14 protein-coding genes are annotated in these 14,204 nt (G+C 35.7%); 5 read left to right on the top strand and 9 right to left on the bottom strand.

Annotated features, from left to right (window positions below):
• The first annotated feature begins 102 nt into the window (after window positions 1-102).
• Window positions 103-1,722, top strand: a complete 1,620-nt coding sequence (rny, locus tag AC1W31_RS08125; protein WP_481733926.1) for a ribonuclease Y — start codon at window positions 103-105, stop codon at window positions 1,720-1,722.
• 60 nt (window positions 1,723-1,782) lie between these two features.
• Here the strand turns inward: rny and AC1W31_RS08120 are convergent, their stop codons facing one another.
• Window positions 1,783-2,880, bottom strand: coding sequence for an acyl transferase (locus AC1W31_RS08120; RefSeq protein ID WP_481733925.1), 1,098 nt, complete (start codon window positions 2,878-2,880; stop codon window positions 1,783-1,785).
• Between the two features lie 95 nt (window positions 2,881-2,975).
• On the opposite strand from AC1W31_RS08120, the gene AC1W31_RS08115 reads away from it, so the two are divergent.
• Entirely contained in the window at window positions 2,976-3,527 is a 552-nt protein-coding gene (locus AC1W31_RS08115; RefSeq protein ID WP_481733924.1) for a hypothetical protein, read from the top strand.
• 217 nt (window positions 3,528-3,744) lie between these two features.
• Here AC1W31_RS08115 and AC1W31_RS08110 read toward each other — a convergent pair whose 3' ends face one another.
• From AC1W31_RS08110 to AC1W31_RS08100, 3 genes are all read right to left on the bottom strand, one after another.
• Window positions 3,745-5,529 carry a D-alanine--D-alanine ligase family protein gene (locus AC1W31_RS08110; protein ID WP_481733923.1) on the bottom strand — a complete coding sequence of 595 codons (1,785 nt, stop codon included), beginning with the start codon at window positions 5,527-5,529 and terminating at the stop codon, window positions 3,745-3,747.
• Window positions 5,530-5,547: 18 nt separating this feature from the next.
• Window positions 5,548-5,802: a NifU family protein gene (locus tag AC1W31_RS08105; RefSeq protein ID WP_481733922.1), complete on the bottom strand. Its 255-nt coding sequence runs from the start codon at window positions 5,800-5,802 to the stop codon at window positions 5,548-5,550.
• A gap of 120 nt (window positions 5,803-5,922) precedes the next feature.
• Window positions 5,923-6,819, bottom strand: a complete 897-nt coding sequence (locus tag AC1W31_RS08100) for a LysR substrate-binding domain-containing protein (RefSeq protein ID WP_481733921.1) — start codon at window positions 6,817-6,819, stop codon at window positions 5,923-5,925.
• Window positions 6,820-6,896: 77 nt separating this feature from the next.
• On the opposite strand from AC1W31_RS08100, the gene AC1W31_RS08095 reads away from it, so the two are divergent.
• On the top strand, window positions 6,897-7,424 hold the full coding sequence (locus AC1W31_RS08095; RefSeq protein WP_481733920.1) for a GNAT family N-acetyltransferase: 528 nt from the start codon (window positions 6,897-6,899) through the stop codon (window positions 7,422-7,424).
• Window positions 7,425-7,615: 191 nt separating this feature from the next.
• Here the strand turns inward: AC1W31_RS08095 and mscL are convergent, their stop codons facing one another.
• The 5 genes from mscL to AC1W31_RS08070 all read right to left on the bottom strand — a co-directional run bounded on the left by mscL (window position 7,616) and on the right by AC1W31_RS08070 (window position 10,952).
• Window positions 7,616-7,921, bottom strand: coding sequence for a large conductance mechanosensitive channel protein MscL (gene mscL, locus AC1W31_RS08090; RefSeq protein WP_481733919.1), 306 nt, complete (start codon window positions 7,919-7,921; stop codon window positions 7,616-7,618).
• A gap of 51 nt (window positions 7,922-7,972) precedes the next feature.
• Complete coding sequence (locus tag AC1W31_RS08085) at window positions 7,973-8,869, bottom strand: DUF3078 domain-containing protein (RefSeq protein ID WP_481733918.1); 897 nt, start codon at window positions 8,867-8,869, stop codon at window positions 7,973-7,975.
• Window positions 8,870-9,172: 303 nt separating this feature from the next.
• Window positions 9,173-9,988 carry a mechanosensitive ion channel family protein gene (locus AC1W31_RS08080; RefSeq protein WP_481733917.1) on the bottom strand — a complete coding sequence of 272 codons (816 nt, stop codon included), beginning with the start codon at window positions 9,986-9,988 and terminating at the stop codon, window positions 9,173-9,175.
• 47 nt (window positions 9,989-10,035) lie between these two features.
• Window positions 10,036-10,227 (bottom strand): hypothetical protein, encoded by a 192-nt coding sequence (locus AC1W31_RS08075; protein WP_481733916.1) that lies wholly within the window; start codon window positions 10,225-10,227, stop codon window positions 10,036-10,038.
• Window positions 10,228-10,352: 125 nt separating this feature from the next.
• Complete coding sequence (locus tag AC1W31_RS08070) at window positions 10,353-10,952, bottom strand: RNA polymerase sigma factor (RefSeq protein WP_481733915.1); 600 nt, start codon at window positions 10,950-10,952, stop codon at window positions 10,353-10,355.
• 154 nt (window positions 10,953-11,106) lie between these two features.
• Here AC1W31_RS08070 and AC1W31_RS08065 point away from each other — a divergent pair, with 154 nt between their 5' ends.
• A complete protein-coding gene (locus AC1W31_RS08065; RefSeq protein WP_481733914.1) occupies window positions 11,107-11,580 on the top strand; it encodes a DUF6438 domain-containing protein in 474 nt (157 codons plus the stop codon).
• A gap of 204 nt (window positions 11,581-11,784) precedes the next feature.
• The gene (gene ppk1, locus AC1W31_RS08060; protein ID WP_481733913.1) at window positions 11,785-13,989 is read left to right on the top strand and encodes a polyphosphate kinase 1; all 2,205 of its coding nucleotides are present in this window, start codon (window positions 11,785-11,787) and stop codon (window positions 13,987-13,989) included.
• Window positions 13,990-14,204: the final 215 nt, after the last annotated feature.

Genomic DNA, 14,204 nt, shown 5'->3' with positions numbered 1-14,204 from the left:
TTTTAGTCCCATTTTTCACTCGATTTTGCATAAAAATCCATCGAAATTCTATGTAACAATAATTTCTGAATGGATGTAAAATCAACTAAAACGATATTAGAAATGCTATATCCCATCATTGCCGCAGTGGTTTCCCTGATAGCAGGGCTGTTCGTAGGTAAAGCCATATTTGCCAAAGAAACTAAAAAAATAGAAGACGAAGCAACTGCCAAAGCTGCCGATATTGTCAAAACTGCTGAACTTCAAGCGGAAAATATTAAGAAAGATAGAGTCTTGGAAGCCAAAGAAAAATTCTTGAAACTACGTTCAGAATTTGAAGATGATTCGAATAGAAAGAAACAAATTTTAGTTCAAAATGAACAAAAATTGAAAGAACGTGAACGTCAGATTCAACAGTCGATGGATGAGGCTAAAAAGTCTATGGATCAAGCCAAACAATCGGTTGAGCAAGTAAAAAAGATGGAAATGGACGTAATGTCTCAACGTCAATCCCTGACTTCAAAAGAAGAAAACCTAAGAAGAAAAACCGAAGAAGCCGAGAAAAAACAAGCCGAAGCCGACGAAATGTTTGCCTCGCAAGTGGCTCAATTAGAGAAAATTGCGGGTTTAACTGCCATTGAAGCTCGTCAACAATTGATACAAGCCATGACGGCCGAAGCTGAAACAAAGGCATCATCCATGATAAAAACGGCTATCGAAGAAGCAAAATTAACGGCAACTAAGGAAGCTAAAAAAGTAGTTATTGAAACGATTCAAAGAACTGCTGCTGAGAATGCCATTGAAAACTGTGTGTCGGTTTTCAACATCGAATCGGACGATGTGAAAGGTAAAATTATTGGTCGTGAAGGTCGTAATATTCGTGCTTTGGAAGCTGCAACGGGCGTTGAATTTATCGTAGATGATACACCTGAAGCGATTATTATTTCTGGTTTCGACCCTGTTCGTCGTGAAATTGCTCGTTTATCGCTCCACCGTTTGGTGCAAGATGGACGTATTCACCCTGCTCGTATTGAGGAAGTTGTAGCAAAAACGAAGAAAAATATTGATGATGAAATCATTGAAATTGGCGAGAGAACGGTAATTGATTTAGGCATTCACGGACTGCATCCAGAGTTGATTAAAATGGTTGGTCGTATGCGTTTCCGTTCTTCTTACGGACAAAATCTTTTGCAACATTCACGTGAAGTAGCAAAACTTTGTGCTACGATGGCGGCTGAATTGGGACTAAATGCCAAAGCGGCGAAACGGGCTGGCTTACTCCATGATATTGGGAAAGTTTGGCACGAAGAAGCAGAATTGCCCCATGCAATTTTGGGGATGCAATTGGCAGAAAAATATAAAGAAAATGCTGAGATTTGCAACGCCATTGGCGCTCACCACGATGAGATAGAAATGACATCGATGATTTCCCCAATTATTCAGGTTTGCGATGCTATTTCGGGTTCACGCCCAGGAGCGAGACGTGAAATGATGGAATCTTACATGAGACGTTTGAAGGAGTTAGAAGAATTGGCGGTAAGTTTTCAAGGTGTTCAGAAATGTTATGCCATCCAAGCGGGTCGTGAATTACGGGTTTTGGTGGATGCCGAGAACGTTTCGGATGAAAAAGCAAGTTCATTATCATTCGATATTTCTCAGAAAATTGAGAAAGAAATGCAGTACCCAGGACAAATAAAAGTAACCGTAATTCGTGAAATGAGAGCGGTGAATTATGCGAAATAGGTTTTATAGAGATTAGAGAATATAAAAAAATGCTTCTGAATTTATTTTCAGAAGCATTTTTTATTGAATCATTAAATTACAACCCCGAATATCCGAATTGTCAAATCTTCCCAATATTCGAAATTGCTGACAATTTGACGATTTATTTTCATCATTTTTCTCTGAACTCTGTTCTATATTCTCAGTTATCCAACTTCCCAAATCCTTCGTTTCAATAAAAGAACAAGAATCCACGTTGGCGAGGTCAATGACGTTGATGCCCCCAGAACGTGAATTAGAAATATAATGAAATGGGTCGTTGACATCTCTCAACATTATTTTCATAGAAACAGGTAATTCAAAAATCCCTTCGCCCTTAGAATATCCTTGCGAAAGTAGTTCGGTCATGCCGTATTCCGAATGAATATTTTCTACGTGAAATGCACTCGTTAGAATCTCGTGTACTTCCTCTCGAAGCAATTCTTTTCGGCGCCCTTTCATGCCACCAGTTTCCATTACGATTAGATTATCAATGTCTTGCAAGAATGATAAATCAACAGGAGCGCCTGCCGTTCCTGATTCTGCAAAATCTAACAAACCGAAGGTTACGCCGATGAGGAGGGTTTTAGGGATTGAGATTTTCCCCTTTCCTTCTGTCTCCTGTTTCCTGTCTCCTTTCAACGCTTTTGCTAATGCCTCATAATCATCTAAATAAAATCCAGAATTTGCTGAACCGCTTTTTTTGATAAAATGCTCAACCATGTAAACTAAGGAAGAATTTGTCCGTTCGAGATAGGAGGGAAGCAAGGCAAGTATTTGAAAATCAGCTAATTTTCCGTAAAATTTCTCAAAAATTTGTTCCGCAATTTCCACATAAAAATCAGGGTCTTGCACGTGATGTTGTGAAGTATTTTTTCCCGTTGTGCCGCTACTTTCAAAAGTAATTAGAGTCCTATCTTCGCCCGTAATTACGGTTTGAGTTTTGAAAAATTCAATCGGTAAAAATGGAATTTGTTCAATTGAATTGATTGAATCTACTTGAATATGAAGGCATTCTACGTATCTTTTATAAACTAAATTATTACCAGCCTGGTATCTAAAAATTTCCAAAGCCAAAGAATCAAATTCTTCGGGCGTTAATTGTAAAACTTTTTGTTTGAGTATTTGTGCTTGTTGCATGAAGATTTTGAAAATATTGGTACAAAATTACGCCAAATCATTAACTTTACGGGTGTTTAAAACAACAACCTATCTTCCAGTTTCGTTTAATGTTTATGAAAAATAAGATTTTACTTATCGCCTTTGTTTCTTTTCTGGTTTCTTCATGCGTGGGAGAACCAAACTATAGTTTTGTCCCTGAAATCGGTTTCCATAATATCCAAGTTATTACCACCTCTTCGCCCGATATTTTGGGTAATATCTCCAAGCGAGATTCTGTCGTAATTTCCATAGATTTTAAAGATGGTGATGGCGATTTAGGCTTTTCAGAAGCCGATTATCAGGCTCTTGTAAGAAAAACGGGCGATAGTGTCAAAACCATTGATGTAAATATTTTTGTGGCAAAAAATGGCAAATTCACAAAGAGTAATCCAGCCGAAAAAATTGGAGGAAATTTGAAGGGTTTTCGATTTAAACAAGGTACAAAAGCGGGGGCAATTGAAGGCGTAATTGATTATTCTACCAGTTTTGGCTATTCAAATTTTGATAAAATTCCAGGCCTCACTGGTAAATCTGATACGGTAAAATTTACGGTACAAATCATGGATAGAGCCTTGAATAAAAGTAATATTACGGAAACTGTACCGATTGTACTTTTTAAAAAGTGAAAGATTAGATATAAGGTTTGAAGGATAATACAAATATTTTGCTGCGATTCTTGGTTTAAAGTAATAGAAATGAACAGAATAAGTAGGACAGTTTACAAAACGGTCCTACTCCTACCTATTCACCATAACTCGAACTGCTGAGTTTTCACTTTATTCATTTGTGTAAATTACTCAGACAATGATAAATCTCGAAAGTATATTTTTAATTTTGAGGAAATTATATGATATTTTCCAACAAATTCAAATCAACCACTAAGTCCTCCCCACAATTCACCCCAAAATCAAATCCTTCCAGCGATTCTATCACTTTCACATTTTCCATGAGTTTTCCCGTAAAATGAAGTGTAATTGATTCGGCATTTTTGCGAGTTGAAACGATTAAAGGATGCACCTCACCGTCCAATAATTTCACAATATCCTCCGCAAATTCCTTGAACATCAAATTGATGGGTAATTGATGATATTGACCATCCAACGTAACAAAAATGGGAATGGGTAAATACTCCGTTGAAGCTGCCAATTTCCCAAAAGCCTTGCGAGCCTTTACAAAACTGTCTTCTTGATTTTCAAGTAAATATCCGCCAAAAATGACTGCTACTTTTTTGCGGTTTGGCAACTCTGCCACACGCTTTGTAATGGCCAAATCCAATTTATCTAACAGTTTTTGAAACTTAAACGTATTCTTGCTCGCCCGAATACGCTCACGGATAGACTGGCGAATAAAATATGTAATGGCATCCGTTACATTCATGCCAATTTCAGCCATTTGCTTGAAAATTAGCGAAGTAGGAGACATTCCTGGAATTGTATTTGGGTCATGCAAAATCACTCGTCCATCGGGCGTTAAAAATCCGTCAATGCGAGTACAAACCCCAAATTTCAAGGCATCAAAAGTGGCTTTTACATCGTGTTGAATCTGCTGATTATTTTCCAAAGAAGTATCCACCGGAATTTTCTTACGAGTAGCCGATGATTGATATTTTGCTTTAAAATCAAATACCTCAACATTAGCAATAATTTCGGTAGGAGGGAGTGCAACCGACTCACAATCAGGTGTTTGAATAACACCACAACTAAATTCCTGTCCTTTCACAAAGTCCTCAATCAAGACAGCATCTTCCGAATTCATGGAAATTAATTGGATAACTTTATGCGCTTCGTCAAGACTTTTATCTAATTTTTCTAATAATTCCGATGGATGATAAATCACCTCATTATTCATTGAAACGGGCAAGCCAATCCCTTCATCAAGATTTGCCATGCGTTGCACAAATTCATGTTTATCAACGCTATTCCATTCATTTTCAGATACTTCTCTAATAAAAAGACATTGTTTAACGGCCTTTTCAAAATCTTCAACCGAATCTTTTTTCACAAAAGAAACGCCAATCGAAGAACCCTGATGGGGTGCTTTTACGACAAACGGCAATCCAACTTTTTCTTTTATTTCTTCAAAAACTTTCACCGAATCATTGGCTTCAAAATAAGCACGAGTCAAAGTGGTTGTTTTTTTATCCAAACCAACGGCAAGTTTTATTAAGTCATTCTGCGCAATTTTATCAATCCCAATCGACGAACCCATCAAACTTGGGCCCGAATACGGAATTCCGTACCATTCCAAAAGTCCTTGAATACTGCCATCTTCACAGGATGGCCCGTGCATGGCAATAAAAGCAAACTTAAAGTGTTCAGAAAATTTGTCGGGAGAAATCTTTGTACCAATCGTTGAAATCATCGTAAGTAATTCATCGTCAGACATTTGCCCTAACGATTCTGAATAAATACGGTAATCACCTTGATAAGATCTGGGAGGATAAAAATCTCGAATGGAAACAGCGTACACCAATTCGGGATTTAGTAAAATGAAGTTCCCACAGCCGTCTACAAATACTGGAATAGGTTCAAAAAGAGACTTATCGATGTTCTCCATTGCGGTTTTGCCACCTGCAAAACTAATTTCACGTTCACGGGCGGGACCGCCAAAAAATATGCCTATTTTCATTAAAATTATTATTCGTTATCAATTGACATTAGTAGCTTCAACCTTCAAAATCTCTGGAACCTCACGGCGAATTGTATCCTCAATACCACCCTTGAAAGTCATTGCCGACATTGAACAAGAGCCACACGCACCCACTAATTCCAAACGTAAAGTGTTTTCCTTCGTAATTTCAAGGACACGCACGTTTCCTCCATCCGCTATCAAATATGGACGAATTTTATCCAAAGCTATTTCTATTTTCCCTTGAAGAGGATGCTCAAATATTGCTTCCATGATGTTTTCAGACGGTTTTAAATTTATTCAAAGATAATTGGTTTTGTTGGGTTTTAGGTCAATTCGTATCACAAAGTTTCACGGAGTTCTGTATAGCGTTTCACCAATTTTTTTAAAATTTCAATGTAATTCTGTGTCAAATACCACCGATTCTGCTGCTTTTAGAAAATTGAGTAGCACAGGATTTGTATCATTTTTTCGCCAAGCTATCGAAAGATGCGTTCGCTCTGGAATATCGGTTAATTCAATGAATTTTACCCGCATTGCCGAACTGAATTTATACGAAATGGGCATTAAAGAAACACCCAAATTATGCTCAACCAAACGTAAAATAGTAGCACCAAAATTTGATTCATGCGATATATTGGGCGTAAAACCTTCATGTTCACACATCCGTATCAGCAAATCGTAGTAGGCAGAACCCGCATAGCGTGGAGGTAACACAAATGGTTCGTATTTCACTTGGGCTAAACTGGTAAAATTTTCTTGCGAAATCCAATGATTTTCGGGTAAAACTAAGGCAAAAGATTCTTCAAAAATTACCTTTGATACGATATTTTTATGGGCAAAAGGCTCTCTAATGAAACCTACATCTAATTGATAATTTTTTAAATTTCCGAATAAATCATCTTCTAAAACCTCGGATAATTTTGCTTTAATCTGAGGAAAATGTAATCGTAAATTTGTTAAAATTGGCGGAATTACGGAATAAATGGCCGAGCCAGGATGTCCAATTTTAATTTCCCCTTCTTCCCCTTTGTGGATTAATTGCGTCCTTTTAGTGATATGCTCTACTTGCGAAAGTAATTGAGTCGCTTCTCCCTGTAAATATTCACCCGCTGGAGTCAATTTTACATTTCGTTTATCTCTTTCAAAAAGTAGAACCCCCAAATTCTCTTCTAATTGCTGAATTTGCCTACTCAATGCGGGTTGTGCAATAAATAATTTTTCGGCGGCTCTCGAAAAATGTAATTCAGAAGCAACGCCTAAGAAATATTGTAATTGTCGAAATTCCATTTAATGTGATTTTAGTATTAATTCATGCAAATTAAGTATTTTTTATTATAATTATAAATTCATTCTTTTGTGGTAATATGAGACAAAACCTACAAATAAGAAAGGCCACCATTGAGGATACTGACCTGCTTCAAACAATTGGGGCGAAAACTTTTATTGAAACGTATGGGGATCAAAATACGCCCGAAAATTTAAAGAAATATCTGGAAGAAAAATTCAATAAAAAGCAAATTTCAGATGAATTCCAGACTCCCAAAACGATATTTTTGCTCGTTGAATTGGAGAATGAAATAATTGGATACGCAAAAATGCGGGTTAACTTAGTAGAAAATCCTGATATGATGTCTTTGGAAATAGAAAGAATTTATATCAGCAAGATTTATCACGGACAGAAATACGGTGCAGAATTAATGCAAAAATGTATTGAGGTAGCGCTTGAAAATAATTATGAAAGCCTTTGGCTGGGCGTGTGGGAACACAATCCCAAGGCAATTAAATTTTATCAAAAATGGGGTTTTGAGGTATTTGGAACGCATATTTTCCACTTAGGTGATGATGCTCAAACCGATTTTTTGATGAAAAAGACATTTACACAACTTGTGTGAATTTTTAGAAAAGGTTAATTCATAAAGTCCCTGCCGATGGCGGGGATTTTTGTTTTGCAACCACATCGTTATGATAGATTACTTAAGAGAATTATTGGCGTAGGGATGAATAACATTTGTCCAAATAAAAAAAGCCCGAAGGCTACGAACCTGCGGGCTAAACTATTTGATAATCAATTGTTTGAATTAAATTATTCAACTTTTTTTTCTATTAAACCAGCTTTAGTAGCCGCTTTAATAATCATAAACACAACAAATGCAATAATGAGGAACTCAATAACTGTTTGAATAAAATTGCCATACATTACATTGGCAGTTCCTACCGTAACGGCTAATTTTTTGAAATCTACGCCTCCCATGAAAATACCAATAATTGGCATAATAATATCACCAACTAACGACGCAGTAATTTTTCCAAATGCACCACCGATAATTACACCAATAGCCAAATCAAGGACATTGCCTTGGGCGATAAACGCTTTGAATTCTTTTAACATTTGTTTAGTTTGGGGTTTTGATGAAACAGTTTATAAATAAGGATTACTATTTTAAAACGTATAAAGAAAGCCAAGACCTAAATTATGAGCGGTTTGAATATTTGGGCTTTGGTTATCGTAATAAAGCACAATTAAATCAGCCGTAAAGCTAAAATATTTGTTGATTTTTGCTGCCAATTTTGCATCTATACGATTATCAATATGGTCAATTCTGCTGGCATTAAAAAATACTTGATAACGCAGTTTTAAATTTACATTTTTTGCAATATCTCTATCATAATTAGCTACAATTTGCATAATTCCTACTTCACTCAATACCGACTGACCAACTGGAACGCCATAGGCAGTCAATAATTTACCACCCACATCTTTTAGTCTAACCGCATCATCGCCCACAATGGTTTGGCGTAAAGCACCTGGAGCGAACACTACGTTAAAAAATGGTTTGGGTTTCCATTCAAAACCAACATATTCAGTTAAAAAAGCGGGAGCAAAGAGGTTGGAAATTAATAAGTTTGAACCATCTGGATTTGCTCCGTATTTATAACCTTGAGCAAACTGAGTTTGGAGGTTTAATCCCCCCACCAACGACCACGTTTTTGAAAGTTTATGTCCCACTTTGGTATCAAAGAAAATACGGTCAATGCCTTTCTTTTGTCCATTTCCTCCTTGCCCAAAAGTATTAATAAAACCGTATTGTAACTGTAAATCATTCACCCACGTAGTTTTATCTTTGGCATATTCACCTTTTGAATTAAAAAAAATGTTTAGTCCAATTGTATTTTGCCCACCCGCCGTATAATCGTTGTTGATACCTGCTTCATTGACTGTAAAGCCAAATTGAGTTTTCTTAACCCAATAAGATGTATCTTTTTTAACTTCTTGAGCGTAAAGATTTGACGTAAAAAACAATAATAGGGCAATAAATAAGGAAATTTGCTTTTTCATAAACAGCTATTTTAAGTTTTGTAAGGTACAATTATAAACTGACGGACATGGTTGTGCCTTACATTGATTTTAAAATTGAATGTCCGCCGAATGACGAAGAAATTTTAATGTGTGAATGATATTTTGAGTATTTGAATACACTCGAAAATTGTAAAGAAGTAATAATTCTTATTTTATTTTTGAGTTACTATGGGTTGATACGGAGATAATCTGGAAAAGTAACGATTAATACTATTTTTCAAAAAAATACGCTTAAATGTAAAACTATCAATTTATGATAAAAATAAAGCTATTTAAAATTATCTAATTAAAAACTTCAACTTGCTTATTTTGTAGCGTACTTAATGGGAATATGGTTTGAGAATCGCCCGTTGAGAGGGTAATTGACGTAATATCCATGGTTAAAATTTCACCTTTCACGCCGTCAATAGCAATCACTTGACCTTCTTTAAATTTATTTTTAGAGTAAAAACTCGACAAAATATTCGATAAAACATCTCTCGAAGCCATGCCATATCCAACGGCAAAAGCGAAAATTACCCCACCGATTATTAGGTTAAAACTTGATTCTAACAAACTCGTTTCAATGCCTGCTTGTTTCAAGGCGGCAATTACCACGATGATTAAGAAAAATGAGAAAACGATACTGCCTAATAATTTTCCAGAATCAATTTTTAATGATTTACAGATATTTACAACCGCATTTTTCATCGCATCTGCAATCATAATTCCCACAAAGATCATAATGGCAGCCACAATCAATTTCGGAATCAGATTGACCAAGGATGTAACCATATCAGTCAAGGCTTTCATGCCTAAAATGGCGGTTGAAAGGGTGGCAAATATGAGAAGTATGTAGTAATAAAGAACGGTAGGAATAAAAGTGCTAAACTTGATTTCACCCATTTTTTTGATAATGTCAATTTCGTTGAGTTTATCCCCCAATTTATCCACACCGGCTTTTTCCAGACCTTTTTGAAGAATTTTTCTGATTAATTTGGTCACAAAAATACCAACCACTAATACGATGACGGCAGGGACGAAATTTGAAATAAATCCCGTAAGTTGTTCTAATAATTTTCGGAAAGTATCAATCAGAATATCTTGAATATTTGGCATGACTTAATGTTGAAATTTAATAGTTTGGTTAATTAAAATGGTTAATGTTACAACTTCTCATTTTCATTTCCGTTTGAAAATGAAGCAGTTAGGGCATTTATAAAATTGCCAACAAACAATTCAATGATGGTGGAAGTATTCCGAATGGTATCAATTTCAGAAACCAAGGCCTTTTTTAAATGTTCAGGCACTTTTCCATTGGGTTCAAGGAGTTTAAATGGATTTTCTTTTTCTGCCATATTTTTAGTGCTAAGTTAATATCGGAAAATATCATGCCGATATATGTTAAATCTCACGTTATTGCTTGTGTCTTTACAGACAATTGAAGTTTTCTGTGAAGACACAGACAACAACCATTCAAAATCTAATCATTCCAAAAGATCCAACTTGCGGTTTTTGCAATGATTACACCCCAGAACAATACGCCTTCCAGATAAATCTTGCGCAGTTTTTCTTTTGCCCGTAATAATCTCATTTTTACGGCACTTTCCGAAATATCTAATGAATCTGAAATCTCCTTGATGCTCAAATCGTCCTGATATTTCATCATCAGAATTGACTTCTCTTCGGGCAATATTTGCTTCATAGCTTTGTTCAATTTCTGAGCTTCGAGTTCAGCCATTTCCGAATCGTCATCATCGTCTGGCACATCAAAATTTTCCTCTAAACCAACTTCTGAATATTTTTTAGAGATACGAGTTTGGTCAATACAATAATTGTAAGTAATTGAATATAACCAAGTTGAGAATTTGGCAGTCTCTTTGTAGGAAGAAAGATTGAGGACTAATTTCAAAAATATATCATGCGTAAAATCTTCCGCTTTAGCATCATCTTTCACGAACGACAAGCACTTTCGATATACTTTATCGGAGTAGCGGTCATAAAGTTGCTCGAAATATAGATTTTTTTGTGTTTCTATAAAAAGAGCCACTAATTGCTCATCGGTAAGTTTTTTTACGTTCATAATTTATCTGCAACAGCGAATACAAACCAAAAATAACAAAAATATTTTATTTAGCCCTATCTTTACAAGCAATAAAATCACTAAATGTGCTTATGCTTAGCGCTTTAGATACTATTTCTTATCAATTAACCGTTCAATAATTAAAATTATCTCCATGAAAATATCAGTTCTATTGATTTGCGTCTATCTGTTAAGTAACTGTAAAAGCCATAAAAAACTGGTTGAAAAAAATAACGAAAATGTGGTACAAACGATTCAGCAACAAGTTTTTGAATTGGAACTGACACGCTGTTATGGAACTTGTCCAGCCTATAAAGTAGTAGTTTTAGAGAATGATAGTCTTGTCTATGAAGGATTAAAGTATGTAGCAAAGGAAGGAAAAATAACTAAAAAATTGCCTAAAGGTACTGTTAGTCAATTAGTTGAAAAATTTAGACAAGCTGATTTTTTTAAATTTGAAAATCAGTATACTTCAAATATGTCAGATTTTCCAACGACTTATATTTCGTTTACGGATAAGGGAGTTACCAAGAAAATTATGGATTATTATAAAGCACCAGAGCGTTTGAAACAATTGGAAATTCTCATTAGTAATTTGGTGCAAGATGAGGTAGAAATGAAAAATTAGGCGTAAAATTTAGCATTATTCTTGTATATTTAATAACTTTATTGGTATAAAAATCTAATAAAATCTTAATCTGAAACTTGATGTAAAAGCATTAAATATCCAGTAATTTTGTAAGCAATGAGCGGAATGATTCCAAAATATTATAAACGTAGTAGAGCAAAAGATTCTCTTGTAGGGAATCTTTTCTCTTTTCTAAACAATTTTATGAATACCAAACAGACACCCGAAGAAAAGCGTCGTCTTGAAAAAGTGATAAATAAGTCGTACGATGTAATTGAAAAATCGGATTATATTAGCCGAGATTTGAGCTGGCTAAAATTTGATGAGAGAGTCCTCGACCAAGCCCGTGATACTCGTCGAAATATTTTTGATAGGCTCAAGTTTTTAGCGATTACGGCTTCTAATTTGGATGAATTTTTTACGATTCGAGTTGGCTCTTTGTACAACTATATTGATTTTGGCAAAGAACGTACAGATTATTCTGGGTTAAGAGAAATTCCTTTCAAAAAAACCTTAATGGCTGCTACACAGGCATTTGTGGAAGAAAAGCAAAGGCTTTATCGTGAAGAGTTAGTACCTGAATTTGCAGAAAATGGTTTCAGAATTGTGAATATTTCTGATTTGAATGATGAAGAAACCGAACAAATTATAGATTATTTCAGTCTGACCATTTACCCGATGCTTACGCCTATGGTTTTTGATCATACGCACTCTTTCCCAAGTTTATTAGCCAAAACGTTGATATTTGGGGTGGTTACAAGAAGCGAAAATGAACGGAGCGAACTTGGCAAAAGCGAAAATCGTAAAATTAGTTTTGTTCAAATACCGCAGAACCTAAAACGCTTTCATATTATTGAAAGAGAAGACGAAACCCTTTTTGTTCCGATTGAGGAAATTATCCGTCACGAAATCTGGAAATTATATAAAAATGTAGAAATTGAAGCCGTTTCTTTATTTAGACTTACCAGAAATGGCGATTTTGATGTGGTTGAACACGAAGATTCGGAAACCGATTTTATTGATGAAATCAGAAAAAAGATTAAAGACCGTCGTTTGGGAAGAGTTACACGGGTAGAAATCGAATCGGGTTGTTCGGAATGGATGTTAGAAATGATGTTGAAACGTTGGAAAATTGACAAAAATGGAATTTTTCACAGCGAAAATTTATTAGATTTTACGGCATTTTGGCAAATTATTAAGCATCCAGAATTTAAATCGAAACAACCCGTTCAAAAATCATCGGTGCCAGCTTTGGGGTTAAACAGCCAAACGCCCGAAAATATTTTTGAAGCCATGAATGAGGGAGATATTCTTTTGCATCATCCTTATAATAATTTTGAGCCTGTTTTGCAACTGTTGGAACAAGCCGCCGAAGACCCGCAAGTGTTGGCTATCAAGATTACGCTTTACAGAATTTCTAAAAATTCTCGGATTGCGGATGCGCTACTTCATGCGGCTGAAAATGGAAAACACGTCTCGGTTTTGTTTGAGGTAAAAGCTCGTTTTGATGAAGAAAATAACATCCGTGAAGCCCAACGTTTATCAAAAGCCGGCTGCTTTGTTATTTATGGAATTCCTGGCTTGAAAACCCACACAAAATTACTGCAAGTTATTAGAAATGAGGGGGACAGAGTAAAAAGTTACGCCCATTTATCATCTGGAAATTATAATGAAGATACCGCAAAACTTTATACTGACATCGGACTTTTGACGACTGATGAAGTTTTAACCAGAGATATTTCTGAGTTTTTTAATGTTATTACGGGCCATTCACAACCTCATTCTTACGAGCGTTTAATCACCGCTCCGAGAGATATGCGGAAGCGTTTGGTGGAGATGATTCGGAATGAAGCGGATAACGCACGTGCAGGTTTGTCAAGTGGTATATGTCTAAAAATCAATTCGTTACAAGATAAAATTACGATTGACGAATTGTATAAAGCCTCACAAGTAGGCGTACCCGTAAAGTTGATTGTGCGAGGAATTTGTTGTTTACGACCGCAACGGAAAGGCCTTTCCGACAATATTACGGTTCGGTCAATTGTGGGAGATTTCTTGGAACATACCCGAATTTATTACTTCCATAACGATAACGACCCGAAAGTTTACGGTGGTTCGGCCGATATTATGGTTCGTAGTTTTGACCGCCGGATTGAATCGCTTTTTGAAATATATGCTGAAAACGTAAAACAACAGGCAATTCATATTTTGGATTGGAATTTGAAGGATAATATCAATTCTTATGAGATGCAGGAAGATGGTTCATATAAACATTGTGAATCGCCCGTTGAGTGTGGTATGGAACCTTTCGATATTCAGAAAAAGTTTTTTAAAGTGACCTTGAAAGAGGTGATGAAAGCAAAATTATTTGAGCAAGAAGAGGAGATTTTAGCGGTTGAGGAGGCTTAGAAAAAATAGACCACAGATAATAGAGATTTTACAGATTTGATTTGCACGGATAAACTTAAAAAATCTGACTGTGCTTTTAGGTTTGTGCTGTTGAATTTTTCCAAGAAAAAAGTAATTTCAAATAATTTCTCAAAGTGAGAAAACCATCCCCTCAGAAGTACCTTAATGTACTGTGCTGGGTTAAAGACCCAAGGGACGATTCAAGGCTCTGAGGG

This window comes from Arcicella sp. (assembly GCF_964672035.1).
The sequence above is the reverse complement of the archived record's forward strand: the minus strand, read 5'-3'. Positions and strand labels throughout refer to the sequence as shown.